Raw genomic sequence first — 14,767 nt, 5'->3', positions numbered from 1 at the left:
AACTCCTTCCTCAATAATTAAGTTATTACGAACTAATAAATGGTCCCTTTCATTTCCTTATTATTATATGATCCAGCACTTATATTATATTTATAAGCGAAATGGATGTAAGTATAATGGGATTATATTTATACAGATTAATTCAAATGGGGGAATGCATTCATATGAGTTATAATTTGTTTCAGCCTGAGATAAGAGAAAATTTGAAGTGGATGAATGAACCCGAGCACTGGGAATACACCAAAGAAGATGGATTGATCATTGATGCACCGGCTAAAGTTGATTTTTTCAAGGATCCTGGAGGAAAGCATGTAGCCCATTCGGCTCCTTTCCTACATCTCCAGGTTGATACGTCATTTCAGCTTACGACACAGCTTCAGGTAGACATGCGTCATCTTTATGATTCAGGGTGCTTAATGTTGATGGCGGACGAGAACAATTGGGCTAAACTATGTTATGAATTTAACGGTGATTATGCTACGATTGTGTCTGTTGTAACAAAGAATGGCTCCTCCGATGATTGTAATTCTGAGCGCGTTGTGGTTGATAACCCACATTTAAGAATCACGAAAATTGGGAGCATTATTTCATTTTACTATTCGCCCGATGGTGAGGATTGGAAGTTAGTCCGCTACTTTGGAATGGAAATTGCTGATCAGTTTATAGCAGGTGCACTGGCCCAGTCACCAATGGGATCAGGTTGCCGGGTCAATTTTAAATATTTAAACTTAACGATTCCCAATGAGGATAGCAGGTTTTAGGCATAAAAGAAGTCGCCATTTTGGCGGCTTTTTTTGTTTTAACGATATAAGTTGCTTCTCCGAGTCTCAGGAAAGAGCTTCATTTACTAGAAGTTGTCGAGCAGCCAGGTTTAAAGTACCAAAGAACATAATGATGATCCCGTTCGGAGATCAAAAAAAGATTTGACATGTAATGCGTTACACAAATTACAGTGTAATTGTAGAACATAACGACAATCATCTCATAAAACATCATTCGTTTAAACAAGGGAGACAGCATACTAATGGATAGAGATACTCAAAAAATTGTATTTATCGACATTGATGGAACACTTGTCGGTGATGACGGTATGGTGCCTGAATCGGCACAAAAAGCCTGCAAAATAGCACGCGAGAATGGTCATCTTCTTTATCTGTGTACAGGTCGTTCGAAAGCTGAAATCTACGACGCTATTTGGAATATCGGATTTGATGGTCTCATTGGAGCAGGAGGGGGATATGTAGAATCCGGAGATGAGATTCTTTATCATAAAAAAGTCACGCCTGAGGATGTTCGGCAAATGGTGGATTTCTTTAATACACATGGAATTGATTTTTATCTGGAGTCCAATTCGGCGCTCTATGCTAGCCAGAAATTAAGACCTCATCTGGAGAGGCGGATCTATGGAGATGTTGAGAACGACCCTGTGGCCAGAGAAAAAATGGAGCGTTCCCCCCACCCATTTATCGCGGGTTTGACATATGGAGAGACTGATTTGTATAAAGACGATGTCAATAAGGTTTGCTTTCTGGAAAGTGATGTACCCTTTGAACGCATCAAGGAAGAATTCCAGGGGAAATTTGAGGTCATCCAGTGCACCGTTCCGATCTTTGGTAAGGACAGTGGGGAAATGATGATTCCTGGTATTCACAAGGCAATCGCTATTGCTGATTTGCTGAATCATTTGGGCCTGCCCCAGGAACAGACGATTGCCATTGGAGATGGAATGAACGATGCCGAGATGCTCGAATATTGCGCCCTAGGCATTGCTATGGGTAATGCAAAGCCGGGTTTGATGGAAATTGCAGATGATATTACTGACAACGTTGAGGAAGATGGATTGTATAAAAGCTTTGTAAAATACGGTTTGATATTTGAATAATAACCGTGTTAGCCTCTTTGCAAGCGAAGATTATGCAAATTTGGGACATGGACAGGCGCCTATACTCCAGTAATTGATAGTCATTTATAATCAAAATGTGGAAGGGAATGGAATAGTTGGTGTATGTCGATCAGACCCTTCATAAAGGAGGAGTTAGCCCATGATCAAAAACATAATGAATTGGGAGACAGGCAAGTGGATTAGCCTGCCTTTACCCGCTGGGCTTTCACCGAAGCAGATCAGGATTTGCATGTAAACCCTCTAGTGGAGTAGTGGAGTTGATTATCTTGGTCGTTAATGAACGGATGAATTAAGCGCATATTTTGTTCCATGAAGCTTGAGGACTTGTCCTCAAGCTTTTTTAGTATCCTCCTTTTCCTCAGGTGCGCTACACCGAACGGCCAGATACCGCTGTGGCTGCTCTGCTGGATGGAAAGATTATCGTAATGGTAAATGGAACTCCAACAATTCCCATAGCATATATCTGCTTACTTCTCTCGGTTACCATGTACCACGATCAAGCGCCCTTTAACAAAGACGGATACGTGGTTTGGACCTTATTCAATAATCTGGCATACGTTCTTCCTCTACTATTGATCGTAGCTGTCACACTAATTAAAAACCGAATCAACAGAGCTTGACTCAAGCGGCGCTTTAACAAAGACAAGCCCGTGAGTTCAATAATAAAACGAGACATGGCAATCAAAAAATACAACTGTTCACATTTCATATTATTCTTGCGGATTACATTTGTATTACTTATAATATATGAATAAGTGCTCATATATTAATTTGATTGTGAATCATCAGAATTTTATAGAGGAGAGGGCAGGTAGATGAGTAAAAAAAGTCACACACACGACCATAATACGGCATGCGAACATGACTGCAACCAACATCATCAACATAATCATTCTAAAGGCAGTGAGCATTCACATGCTCACGGGCATGGGCATTCCCATAGCCACGGGCATTCTCATGGACATGGAGCGAACAAAAATGCTCTAAAGTTATCATTCTTTTTAATTGCTGGTTATATGATCATTGAATTTATTGGTGGATTACTTACGAACAGCCTGGCACTATTATCTGATGCGGGGCATATGTTGAGTGATGCGGGTGCATTGGGGTTAAGTTATCTGGCGATGACCTGGGGACAACGGCAAGCGAGCATGTCAAAGACGTTTGGATACAAACGATTTGAAGTACTGGCCGCTTTTATTAATGGCTTAGCGCTTGCCCTGATATCGATTTACATTTTCTGGGAAGCTTTCAAACGGATTTCTGACCCGCCTGGAATCATGACTTCAGGAATGCTGATCATCGCAGTGCTTGGCTTGCTCGTCAATATAGCTGCTGCTTTTATCCTTATGAGAGGAGATACATCTGAAAACCTCAATATTCGCAGTGCCTTTCTACATGTAATAGGGGATTTGTTAGGTTCTGTAGGTGCGATTGTGGCGGCATTGCTGATTATGTTCTTCGGCTGGAATTTGGCTGATCCGATCGCCAGTATTTTGGTGGCGGTTCTGGTGATTATCAGTGCTTATCGGGTAACACGGGATTCTATTCATACTCTGATGGAAGGTACGCCGCTGAATATGAACACAGATCAAATTAAGCAATCCCTACTTGATCTTGAGTATGTTGTAGAAGTGCACGACCTTCATGTATGGGCGTTATCATCAGATGTTCCGTTGCTGAGTTGCCATATCATCATTCAAGATCCAAAGTATAACAGTGTTGTGCTGGAGCGGGCACAGAGGTTGTTGAAAGAACGATACGAGATCAAGCATATTACAATACAGATTGATAGACCGGGAATCCCGTGTCATATTGAACATCACTAGCAAGAAACTCAGAAGAGATCTACGTGATGTGGGTCTCTTCTGCTGATTACAAGCGGCGAGGAACCTATGCGCAAAATGATAATGCGGGAGATCCCTGTGCGCCATGCGTGGACCTAAGTAACCGGGAATAATAAGAAATGTGAATGTGTACCGATTCCGCTCTGACATCCGGAACGCTTGTCAAGCGACGTCTTCGAAAAGCTTCTTGACAGTTTGATAACATTGTAGTTATCATGGATATATAAGATCTTTAATAGATGTCGTCAATCAGGGTCTATCTCCCACATTACTATCGAAAATACTCACGATCCTGGTGAAAACTGAACTGATCGAGTCGGATTCGGGTGCCAACGGAGGTATCGATTGAAGGGCAGAAAGTGGATATTTCTTTTCTGCACATCATTCATGCAAAAAGGAGACTGAGACTATGTGCAGCGAACCCTTTACCAATCACTGGAACTCGGGAACGTATGATGATAAGCTGAATTTAGTAGCTGAGCTGGGAGGCGGGGCCTTGTTCTTGCTGCAGCCCCGACCGGGCGAGCGAATCCTAGATGTGGGCTGCGAATCTGGGGACTTGACCGCCAAGATTGCAGCCGCCGGAGCAATAGCCACAGGTCTCGACCTGTCAGAGGAGATGGTGAAGCGAGCCAGACAGCATCTACCGCGCCATTGAGGCAAAGGTTAGGCCATCCATAGTCCAGGAAGGTCAATGGATGGCTGACACCAGCCGATTACGCATCGTAGCCATCAAGGAACACGCTTAAGTAGGACATATATGGATGTACTTGATTTACCTTGAAAGGGAAGCACCCCTCTACGGCAGAGATGCTGTGGGGGTGTTTTTTTATGGTTTATCGCCAATTCAGTCTTCTCATAGCACTCTATAGTGATTCTGATTATGACGATAAGTAGTCTAAAAGTAGCTTTCTGGGAAGGATATCTCCTTGTATGGCTCGAAAATGCCACCTCATCATTTGCAGTTAAATACAGAGATAAAACAAGAAGAGCGATATTTTCCACCAAAATAGATAATAATATACCCCCTTTCTTGGATTTTTTATCTTTATAATGAAGACGCATCCATAACAATCAAAGGAGTTGATATGTTTTGACATGTAACAAACGCTTAAGAAGATTGTCCACCGCCATGTTAACGGTGCCTATGCTCACGATGTTCGCTTCAGGTGCAATGGCCGAGCAGGAAATGAACGGACATAAGCCTCCGATTTCTACTGGAAGCGGCGTGTTTTATGAAATTTATATTAATTCTTTTTATGATTCGAACGGAGACGGACACGGGGATTTGAAAGGAATTACACAAAAGCTTGATTACTTAAACGACGGCAATCCCCGCTCGGGCAAGGATTTGCAGGTCAGCGGCCTCTGGCTCATGCCCCTGAATCCGTCTCCAAGCTACCATAAATATGATGTAAGCGACTACTATCAGGTGGACCCGCAGTATGGGAATCTGAATGATTTCCGCACCTTGATGAAAGAAGCAGACCGAAAGGGCGTCAAGGTGATCATGGACCTTGTTATCAATCATTCGAGTAGTGAGCACCCTTGGTTCAAAGAGGGCAGCGTCAACCCGCAAAGCAAATACCACGACTATTACGTATGGGCGGATAAGAACACGGATCTGGATGAAAAAGGCTCGTGGGGACAACAGGTATGGCATAAGAATCCGAATGGTGAAGGGTATTTCTACGGCACGTTCTGGTCGGGAATGCCGGATTTGAACTTCGACAATCCCGAAGTTCGCAAAGAAATGATCAAGGTCGGTAAGTATTGGCTACAGCAAGGTGCAGACGGGTTCCGGCTTGACGCGGCGATGCACATTTTTAAAGGACAGACGAAGGAGGGTGCCGATAAAAACATCGCGTGGTGGAATGAGTTCCGTTCCGAGATGGAGAAGGTAAATCCAAATGTATATCTAGCGGGGGAGGTGTGGGACAAACCGGAGACAATAGCTCCTTACTACGGACCACTTCACTCCCTGTTTAATTTTGACCTGGGCGGAACGATTTTGAACTCTATAAAAAATGGTCAGGATCAGGGTATTGCGACATTCGCCGAGAAAACGCTTAAATTGTATAAATCGTACAATAAGGCGGCACTCGATGCTCCATTCCTGAGCAACCATGACCAGACCCGTATCATGAGTGAGCTGGGCGGGGATGTGCGAAAAGCCAAGCTGGCCGCTTCGATTCTCTTGACGTTGCCAGGGCAGCCGTTCCTTTATTACGGGGAAGAAATCGGCATGAAGGGAGAGAAGCCCGATGAGTATCTACGGGAGCCTATGCGCTGGTACAAAGGCGATGGCCCCGGCCAAACGACGTGGGAGGAACCGAAATACAACACAGGTGAAGTATCGGTCGAAGCGCAGCTACGGGACGATGATTCCCTGCTGGAAAGCTACCGCTCGCTCATCCGTCTGAGGGAAGAACATGAAGCCCTCCGCAGCGACAGTTTGGAACCGATCCAATCAGGTTCTGCCAGCGTAACTGCATTTAAACGCACTTCAGGCAAAGAAACATTGTATGTATATCATAACCTGTCCGGAGAGCCGGTTATCCTGCAGATCAAAGATTGGGATAAGGGCAAGTGGAAAGTGGTCTTCTCCACCTCGAAGGATATGAAGGCGAAGAAAGGAACGGTCGTGATTCCAGCCTACAGTTCTCTGATTACCAAAGAAGACAGAAAGAGCTGAACATACGTAAACTAACCGATCTAACAAGCCCCAACTGTTCCGCCAAGATATGATGGGGGAAAGGCTTTCCGTTAGTAAACCACCATTCGCCCCCCCTACATACGCCGTTGCAATAAACCGAACGATCGCATCCTCATCTAACCCCTGATTTGTGAAGGTCACCAAACTTTCCTGAAGATATTGAACAGTTGAAATTATTTGTTCATTATTGAACAACCAGAAAAAGTTGAAATAAACAGCTAAAGTAGGGAGCTTTGTGTCAATGTACACGGATCGGCTGCCGCAGCCTGCTTACATCTTCGGCGGGAATTCAACATACGTGCCGTTAAGATTCATAACCGAAGCTTTAAGGGATACGATAACATGGAAGCCTGATGAATATATGGCCGTTGTAGATACGGTCGAGTAAAACCGGAATTCTATATGAAGAACGGGTGTAATATCGGTTGTCAACTTTTGCGCGGTTTCGTTCTCGTTTATTCAACTCTGCTGAATAATCAAATTATTCCTATACTGCTTGGGAGTCAGGCCCGTGATTTTTTTGAATACCTTGGTGAAATAGCTTTGATCGTGAAAGTTGAGCAGGGAATAGATTTCGCTAATCGATAGGTCAGAGTAGACGATGAGGTTCTTGGCCTCTTCGATTTTTTGGCGCTGGATATAGGCTTTTAGGGTCTCCCCCGTCTCTTCCTTAAACTTGTTGGAAAGATAGGAGGGGCTGATCCGCAGCTGCTTGGCCAAGGATTCCAGCGTCAAGTGTTCATGCAGGTGGTTGAAGATATAGTCCTGACATAGCAGGATCGTCTTCGAGAAGCTGGAGCGGTTGGCTTTGGTGACCCGTTCGGCAAAATCGGGCAAAATCTCTTCCAGCATCTTAGTGATGGAATCGATCTTCTTTAGTTCTTCGATATGCTGGATATAGGCATCGCTCAGGTTATAGGAAATTTCCGGGTAGAGTCCGCCCTCGATGGCCGCTCGGGTCGCCAGGGTGACTGCCGTAATCAGGAGATTTTTCTTGTTCCGCAAGGAGTCTTTTTTGGACAAGGTTCCGTAGTTGCCTTCCTGGGAATGCAGCTTCATGTAATACAGCATTTTTTCAATATTCCCGGTTTTAAGATGCTCCCAGATCTTCCTCTCGGCCAGAAAGGAGCTGTGGTAATCGCTGTTCTCCCGCTGCTCGATAATTTTGAGTTCAATCAATTCAGAGATTAGGGAAGGATTCAGGTTCTCGTTATCCTGTTTGACCTTATTTAAGGACAAGGTTTCGTTGTAGAACAGATGATGCAGCAGGATCGCGGTATTAAACAGCTGGTTCGTATCAAAAGCATCTTGCTGTTCAGACGGCTCAATCAAGGTGTTGGTCGAGACATATTTTTCCGCGTGCGGCCACAGAATGATCCGTTCATTCTCATGCTCCGGGTGGGGGAGCATGGCAATAATGTCCTCACGGTTATTGATATAAACCATCTGTATCGGCTTGCTCAAATTCAGGGAGAATAAGTGGTCAATCAATGTCTGGGGCAGCGTCTCCCGGATCATCAGAGAAGAATAGTTATTGCTGAAGGTCTGGGATCTTTCCCAGCCTTTTTTTAAAAGAAGATCGGAATATGGGTCGCGTTATAGACGAGCTTGCAGAGGGTTTCTAGGTCTCTTTGAGATGGGTTCATGGTGTTCCTCTCCATAAAAAAAAATATAAAATTACAACTTTTCCTTAAATAATACCATAAATAATGAACAAATATATTTAAACTGTAAACAAATAAAACGCTTTCCGAGTTGGGGCAAGGTTCTAATCAAGCTCTAATGTTAAGAAGATTTGAAAGCGCTTTTAGGGGGGGGGGGTAAAATGGCAGTGGTAGAAGCAGACCTGAAGAAGGGTAAGCAGGCTGTAAGCTCAAATCAGAAATTGTCTTTGTTGGAGAAAGTAAGTTACGGTTTAGGGGATGCGGGTTCCAACTTGATTTACACAGTTATTACGACCTACTTGACCTTTTACTTTACGGACGTGTATGGACTCGGGGCGGCTGCGGTCGGTACGCTGATGCTGATCGCCAGATTCGTCGATATGATCGACAGCCCGATCTTCGGGGTACTGATTGACAGGACCAATACAAAATGGGGGAAATCAAGACCCTGGATTCTCTGGTCCAGCTTTCCTTTTGCAATCGTTTCCATACTGCTCTTTATGGGGCCAGAATTAAGCGCTTCCGGCAAACTTGCATACGCTTACATTTTTTACATCGCAGCGAACGTGCTGTATGCGGCTGTCAATAATCCACTGACGACGATGTTGCCAAGCATGTCGAGCGATGTCCAGGAGAGAACCGTGGCCAATACGTTCCGTATGATTGGTGGACAGGTTGGCGGCTTGATCGTTAACCTCACGCTGCTGCCGCTGGTCGCCTACTTTGGTGCTGGGAATCAGCAAAAAGGCTTCTTCTATACGATGACGCTCTTCGCTATTGTGGGATTGATCCTGTTCATCGTCACATTCCTGAACACCAGAGAGCGTGTGCAGAACATCGCCGGACAGGACCAAAGCCTTTCTGTGAAGGAAAGTCTGAAAGCGATCAAAGGAAATCGTCCGTGGATGGCCGTTTCTCTGCTCGGTATCGTCTTTTTCCTGATGTATATCATGAAGCTCTCCGCAGGCATTTATTACATGACATACACCTTAGAGAAACCTGAAATCGTTTCCTTGGTAAACACGCTGTCGATGGTAACGGTGCTCGGAATGCTGGCGGTTCCTTTCTTGTCCAAACGGTTCAGTAAAAAATCGCTGATTATCACAGGTATTGGCATCAATATTATCGGGCAGCTCATTATCTATGTGGGTGGACACAATGTCGCCATGATCATCTTGGGAACGATCGTCGGCGGTATTGGTTTGGGACTCCCGGGCGGATTGCTGTTTGCCCTTATGGCAGATACGGTTGATTACGGTGAATGGAAATCGGGTATTCGCGCCCAAGGTATTCTTGTCTCGGCTGCCGGTATCGGGATCAAGCTTGGCTCCGGTCTGGGCAGCGCCATTCCGGCCTGGCTGCTTGCAGCCGGCGGGTATGTCGCCAAACAAAAGCAAACCGATTCTGCATTGCAGATGATTACGCTTAACTACATCTGGCTGCCGATTGTCTTCAGTGTATTGTCGATTCTGATCATGGTCTTTATCTACAAGTGGGATAAGCCTCATAATGAAATCGTAGCCGAATTGGAGGCTAGAAGAGCTCAAGTGTAAAAATACTGGTATAAGAGATGGAGTTGCTCCCCGGAGGGAGATGCCCCATCTCTTGTAACAATAACAGGATAGGAGAATGCTTATGTATCTTGCAATCGATATAGGAGGCACCTTTATAAAATATGCGCTGATGGATTCAGCTGGAACGATCGTGACTAAAGGCAGACAATCAACACCTAGAGTACATTTAGCAGGATTTATGGATAAATTGTGTTCCATTATAGATGGGCATGATTTGTCTGCGGTTAAGGGAATCGCCCTTAGCTGCCCTGGAACGGTGGATGCGGCCCGGGGCGTCATCTACCATGGCGGTTCTCTGCCTTTTATGCACGAGGTCAATTTAAAACAGGAAATCGAACGAAGATACGGAATAGACGCTTTCGTCGAAAATGACGGAAAGAGCGCGGCTCTGGCCGAACTCTGGCTTGGAAGCGTAAAAAACGCCAAAGATTCCGTGGTGTTAATTCTTGGAAGCGGAATAGGCGGCGGTATTATCATTGACGGTAAGCTTCACCGCGGGGTCAATCTCTCCGCCGGAGAAGTCAGCTATATTATGCATCAATTCAATCTCGAAACTAAGAGGGGACAGTACTTTGGACTGGATTGCTCTGCGGTCGACATGATTCGCCGTATTGCCGAAATCAAGAAAGTCGATTCCTCTGACGGAGAAGTGATATTTGAATATATTATGCAAGGGGACGCAGAGGCCAATGCGATTTTTGATGAATACTGCCTGTATCTGGCCATTCAAATATTAAATCTACAGTACATTTTGGACCCCGAAATTATCGCGATCGGGGGCGGAATCAGCGCGCAGCCCGTTCTGATTGAACGGATTCAGCGGGCGATCGCCGACGTGAAAGAGGCCAATCCTCTGCATATCGCAAATCCCAAGGTGGTAGCCTGCCAATTCCGCAACGACGCCAACCTGTACGGGGCGCTGTATCATTATTTTGTCAGTAAAGAAAAGCTTGTCAATTCTTAAAGTCAGGTCTGGAAGTAAAATGCATTGAACAAGTCCGCAAGGAGAGTTACGATGACATTATGAATTGGGATTATTGGTTGTAGAAATGGTCCGACATAATCAGCGCTTTGCGGATTTATGTGTATAATATGTAATAAGCGTCAAACACGAAGGTCCTTTGATGTCCGTCGAAGAAGGGCTTAATCGTGTAGTAACCAATCTGCAATCGATTTTGACCCGTGAGCAACCGCTTGATATGCGGTGGGCTTAAATCAGGAGTGAAAGGAAAATGAAAATGGGAAATCGGATATATAATGTAGTCATTATCGGTTATGGAGGCATGGGAAGCTACCATGTTCAATTGATCGAACCTATTCAGCAGCTTGCCGTTGGCGGTGTATATGATATTGTCGATTACCGGATGGAACTGGCTGCCGCTGGCGGCTATAAAACCTACGAAAGTCTGGATGCCGTTCTGGCCGATCAGGCCGTGGATATTGTTTTGATAGCAACGCCTAATGACGTTCATAAAGAAATAGCGATCCAGGCACTGCAAGCCGGAAAACATGTCATTTGCGAAAAGCCGGTTACGATAACGAGCGCGGATTTCTTGGATATTGTCGAGGTGGCGAAGAAAGAAAACCGGGTGTTTACGGTACATCAGAACCGCCGATGGGATGAAGACTTCCGAATTATCAAAGATATGATCGGCAAGAAGACCGTGGGCGAGCTTTTCCAACTGGAATCGCGGGTTCAGGGGGCTAATGGCATTCCAGGTGACTGGCGGCAACTGAAGGCGTACGGTGGAGGAATGCTACTGGATTGGGGAGTGCATCTGTTGGACCAGCTGCTTCAGATTACGGACAGCCAAATAGAAAGCGTAGCTGCTAAGTTAAGCTATATTTTGGGAACTGAAGTGGATGACGGCTTTACCAGCTTTATAGAGTTCAAGGACGGCCTGACAGCGGTCATTGAAGTGGGTACGACCAATTACGTAAAGCTGCCGCGTTGGTATATTAAAGGAACCGAGGGTACCGCAGTGATCAGGGATTGGGACTTGAGCGGAGAGATCGTCACCCGAAATCCGGATGTTGCTCATGTGGAACCAAAACCGATTCAAGCAGGTCAAGGATTGACGAAAACGATGGCGCCACCGTCAGAGGAATCCACCCTGAAGTTCCCGATTGAGAAAATACCTGCAGCAGCAGAAAGCTTTTATCAAAATTTTGTCTCCGCCATCGAAGGAAAAGCGGAGCTTGCGATCAAAAGCGAAGAAGTGCATCGTGTGCTGGTACTGATTGAGACGATTTTTGAGGCGGCAGCAACCAAAAGCGTGATTCGAAGAACGATTTAAATCAGCTCTGTTTTCCATTCGCCATAAGTGAGATATATAGGATCCCCTATTTTGAGAACCTGGACCGGTTGAGGATTTTGCCGGAGCCATGGGGCACGCGTATGCCATTTTGATTGATGACAGCGGCTTGCGGATCGGCGGCACGGACCCCCGCTGCGATGAAGCGGCCATCGGCTGGTGATCCAGGAACGGGACATGTCCCTAACAGTACACAGTAGAAACGCGCTGATCGGGAAGGAAACTGTTTTCTTTCCTTGATCAGCGCGTTTTTTGCTGTCTCTTTGCCGCCCGCATGAATATGTTAGTTCTTCTTCTTTCAGGAGGGCATCAGTTATCACGTGGGTTGACCACATTAGTGTATTGCCTTATAACCAAGAGATGGATGTGGGTAATTCAATTTTATTTATAGTATAATGGTTACTTCAATATGAAATGGAAAACAGGGAAAGAGGGAACGGATGCCTACTATACTGGTAGCTGACGACGATGCTAACATTCGCGAACTCGTCTGTTTATTTCTACGCAACGACGGGTTCGAAACAGCCGAAGCCGCGGACGGTAAGCAAGCACTGACCGTCTACGCCTCAACGCATGTCGATCTCGTTGTGCTCGATATTATGATGCCAATTATGGATGGCTGGACATTATGCAAGGAGCTCAGAAGAGCCAATCCTGATCTTCCGTTACTTATGCTGACTGCGAGAGGCGAAACATGGGAGAAAGTGAAAGGGTTCGAACTTGGAACGGACGATTATTTGACGAAACCATTTGATCCACTGGAGCTGACAGTTCGTGTTAGGGCACTACTGAAACGATACCGGATTGGCTCCACACAGACGATTCAGTTCGGCAACGTCATCCTTGATCGGCAGACCTATAAGGTGATGAGAGGGACGGAGTCGCTCACGTTGCCGCTCAAGGAGTTCGAATTGCTGTATAAGCTCGCTGGAACACCTGGCCAAGTCTATACGCGCGAGCAGTTGATCGATCAAATCTGGGGGATTGATTACGCTGGAGATGATCGAACGATAGACGTACATATTAAACGCCTGCGAGAACGTTTCGCCACTACAACCGATTTTCGGATCGAAACCGTGCGCGGGCTTGGCTACCGGCTTGAGGTTTACGAATGATCAGATCCTTATATATACGTGTTGTCCTGACATTTCTGGTCTCCGTCATCGTGGGCACACTCATTGCTTTTTTAATTACATTTTGGGTGTTTGAGGAAAAATTGAACGAAAATTTGCACACCACCTTACTTAACTTTGGTCAGGACATCGTCCGAATTTACGAGACATTTCCGTTACGTGAAGCGGACTCGCTCGTAAGTGGAATGAAGCAGCTTAACTCCTATCATATTCGAATTTTCGATGAAACGGGTCAGTTCCAGTCTTACGGAACGCTTAACGGACAAAATCCTGCTACTGTGACGATGGATCAAGTAAAGAAGGTATTGGGTGGAGAAGTTGTTCAAGTCAATCCGAGTACTGTTGCAACGAACCTCTTGGGACTGCCATTAAAAACGGAAATGGGAACGAAAGCAATGTTTGTGGAGCCGCTCACGTCTCCTTCCTCCTCTTTTGCCGTAAAATGGTTACTTACTTTTGTGACCTATTCGTTGATCGCAGGAAGCTTATTGATCCTGGTTGCCGCCATATTCCTGATCAGGCCGATCAAAAAGCTGACAACAGCGACCAAACGAATAGCAGCTGGTGATTTCAACGTAAAGCTGAATATTAAGCAAAAGGGTGAGCTAGGTACCTTGGCTCGCAGCTTCGAAGAAATGATGCACGATCTGCAGCAACTTGAACAGATGCGCAAGGAATTTGTATCGAACGTGTCGCACGAAGTTCAGTCGCCGCTCACCTCAATATCCGGTTATGCTTTGGCGCTCAAACAAGTGGACATTGCAGATCACGAGCGAAGCCGTTATCTCGATATTATCATCGCTGAAGCAGGTCGAATGTCCAAGATGAGCGATAGCCTGCTCAAGCTAAGTTTGCTTGAATCACAGTCCCGGCAACTGCGGCTCATCACCTTCAGCCTTGATGAACAGATCAGACGAGTCATCGTGGCGATCCAGCCGCAATGGTCGGCTCGCAACATCCGTTTCGACCTCAATTTGAAAGTCATTCAATTCATGGCTGATCACGATCTATTAAACCAGGTATGGACGAACATCATTGGCAATAGCATCAAATTTTCCATGGATGGCGGCATTATTATAGTCAGCATCAAACAAGATATCAAAAATGTGACAGTCCGAATTTCCGATACGGGCATTGGTATTTCCCCCGAGGACCAGAAGCGTATATTCGAACGGTTTTTTAAGGCCGATCGTTCCCACAGTCGCAAGTATGGCGGTAGCGGTATGGGACTTGCCATCGTTAAACAGATCGTATCGCTTCATCAAGGCGACATCCGAGTGGAAAGCGAGCCCGGCCGAGGAACGGCCGTCATTGTCACCTTGCCAATCATAGCGCCGACAGATTAGTTAGATTCATATGGCACCATTCGGATGGTCTAAACTGCATTCTCCATGCTACGGTATCATGTGCAAGCTTCCTTGCATGTGACGCCGCAGCATTTTTTTGCTTGTTCATACTCTGTTCATATTGTCGTCATAGGGAGTACATCTTCGTCGTATAAGCTATCCTTAACAGCACATATTAAAGTAGCCGAATAAACAGATGAGGTCAGGAGAAGATGAGAGTGGAACACAGAGAGGCCATAAAAAGGAGGGTAGGCACGAGTACAGGCAGA

General features: G+C 45.6%; 11 protein-coding genes and 2 pseudogenes. 12 read left to right on the top strand and 1 reads right to left on the bottom strand.

The window, feature by feature from the left end:
- Positions 1–164: 164 nt before the first annotated feature.
- The 7 genes and pseudogenes from QD47_RS09850 to QD47_RS30670 all read left to right on the top strand — a co-directional run bounded on the left by QD47_RS09850 (position 165) and on the right by QD47_RS30670 (position 6,854).
- Entirely contained in the window at positions 165–761 is a 597-nt protein-coding gene (locus QD47_RS09850; protein ID WP_044645968.1) for a DUF1349 domain-containing protein, read from the top strand.
- Between the two features lie 263 nt (positions 762–1,024).
- A complete protein-coding gene (locus tag QD47_RS09845; RefSeq protein ID WP_044645967.1) occupies positions 1,025–1,882 on the top strand; it encodes a Cof-type HAD-IIB family hydrolase in 858 nt (285 codons plus the stop codon).
- A gap of 365 nt (positions 1,883–2,247) precedes the next feature.
- Positions 2,248–2,352: pseudogene (locus QD47_RS31565) on the top strand (spore germination protein); the annotation flags it as partial.
- A gap of 366 nt (positions 2,353–2,718) precedes the next feature.
- The gene (locus tag QD47_RS09840; protein ID WP_044645966.1) at positions 2,719–3,732 is read left to right on the top strand and encodes a cation diffusion facilitator family transporter; all 1,014 of its coding nucleotides are present in this window, start codon (positions 2,719–2,721) and stop codon (positions 3,730–3,732) included.
- 427 nt (positions 3,733–4,159) lie between these two features.
- A pseudogene (locus tag QD47_RS09835) lies at positions 4,160–4,399 on the top strand (class I SAM-dependent methyltransferase); the annotation flags it as partial.
- 444 nt (positions 4,400–4,843) lie between these two features.
- A complete protein-coding gene (locus tag QD47_RS09830) occupies positions 4,844–6,445 on the top strand; it encodes an alpha-amylase family glycosyl hydrolase (RefSeq protein WP_044645964.1) in 1,602 nt (533 codons plus the stop codon).
- A gap of 262 nt (positions 6,446–6,707) precedes the next feature.
- A complete protein-coding gene (locus QD47_RS30670; RefSeq protein WP_082067151.1) occupies positions 6,708–6,854 on the top strand; it encodes a stalk domain-containing protein in 147 nt (48 codons plus the stop codon).
- 71 nt (positions 6,855–6,925) lie between these two features.
- On the opposite strand, the gene QD47_RS09825 is transcribed toward QD47_RS30670, so the two are convergent.
- Positions 6,926–7,957 carry a helix-turn-helix domain-containing protein gene (locus QD47_RS09825; protein ID WP_052646748.1) on the bottom strand — a complete coding sequence of 344 codons (1,032 nt, stop codon included), beginning with the start codon at positions 7,955–7,957 and terminating at the stop codon, positions 6,926–6,928.
- Between the two features lie 334 nt (positions 7,958–8,291).
- Here QD47_RS09825 and QD47_RS09820 point away from each other — a divergent pair, with 334 nt between their 5' ends.
- The 5 genes from QD47_RS09820 to QD47_RS09800 all read left to right on the top strand — a co-directional run bounded on the left by QD47_RS09820 (position 8,292) and on the right by QD47_RS09800 (position 14,498).
- The gene (locus QD47_RS09820) at positions 8,292–9,683 is read left to right on the top strand and encodes a glycoside-pentoside-hexuronide (GPH):cation symporter (protein WP_044645963.1); all 1,392 of its coding nucleotides are present in this window, start codon (positions 8,292–8,294) and stop codon (positions 9,681–9,683) included.
- Between the two features lie 82 nt (positions 9,684–9,765).
- On the top strand, positions 9,766–10,668 hold the full coding sequence (locus QD47_RS09815) for an ROK family protein (protein ID WP_044645962.1): 903 nt from the start codon (positions 9,766–9,768) through the stop codon (positions 10,666–10,668).
- A 268-nt stretch (positions 10,669–10,936) separates the two neighbouring features.
- Positions 10,937–12,001, top strand: a complete 1,065-nt coding sequence (locus tag QD47_RS09810) for a Gfo/Idh/MocA family protein (protein WP_044645961.1) — start codon at positions 10,937–10,939, stop codon at positions 11,999–12,001.
- Positions 12,002–12,459: 458 nt separating this feature from the next.
- The gene (locus QD47_RS09805; protein WP_044645960.1) at positions 12,460–13,134 is read left to right on the top strand and encodes a response regulator transcription factor; all 675 of its coding nucleotides are present in this window, start codon (positions 12,460–12,462) and stop codon (positions 13,132–13,134) included.
- Positions 13,131–14,498, top strand: coding sequence for a sensor histidine kinase (locus QD47_RS09800; protein ID WP_044645959.1), 1,368 nt, complete (start codon positions 13,131–13,133; stop codon positions 14,496–14,498). Before QD47_RS09805 ends, QD47_RS09800 begins: the two co-directional genes overlap by 4 nt.
- Positions 14,499–14,767 lie beyond the last annotated feature (269 nt).

The organism is Paenibacillus terrae, from assembly GCF_000943545.1.
Classification (GTDB): Bacteria; Bacillota; Bacilli; order Paenibacillales; family Paenibacillaceae; genus Paenibacillus; species Paenibacillus terrae_A.
This window is presented reverse-complemented; position numbering and strand designations above follow the sequence as displayed.

Bases quoted from the DNA above. Each gene is read 5' to 3' on its own strand.
- QD47_RS09820 (WP_044645963.1), top strand. From the start codon at position 8,292: ATGGCAGTGGTAGAAGCAGACCTGAAGAAGGGTAAGCAGGCTGTAAGC.
- QD47_RS09810 (WP_044645961.1), top strand. From the start codon at position 10,937: ATGAAAATGGGAAATCGGATATATAATGTAGTCATTATCGGTTATGGA.
- QD47_RS09840 (WP_044645966.1), top strand. From the start codon at position 2,719: ATGAGTAAAAAAAGTCACACACACGACCATAATACGGCATGCGAACAT.
- QD47_RS09850 (WP_044645968.1), top strand. From the start codon at position 165: ATGAGTTATAATTTGTTTCAGCCTGAGATAAGAGAAAATTTGAAGTGG.
- QD47_RS30670 (WP_082067151.1), top strand. From the start codon at position 6,708: ATGTACACGGATCGGCTGCCGCAGCCTGCTTACATCTTCGGCGGGAAT.
- QD47_RS09805 (WP_044645960.1), top strand. From the start codon at position 12,460: ATGCCTACTATACTGGTAGCTGACGACGATGCTAACATTCGCGAACTC.
- QD47_RS09845 (WP_044645967.1), top strand. From the start codon at position 1,025: ATGGATAGAGATACTCAAAAAATTGTATTTATCGACATTGATGGAACA.
- QD47_RS09800 (WP_044645959.1), top strand. From the start codon at position 13,131: ATGATCAGATCCTTATATATACGTGTTGTCCTGACATTTCTGGTCTCC.
- QD47_RS09815 (WP_044645962.1), top strand. From the start codon at position 9,766: ATGTATCTTGCAATCGATATAGGAGGCACCTTTATAAAATATGCGCTG.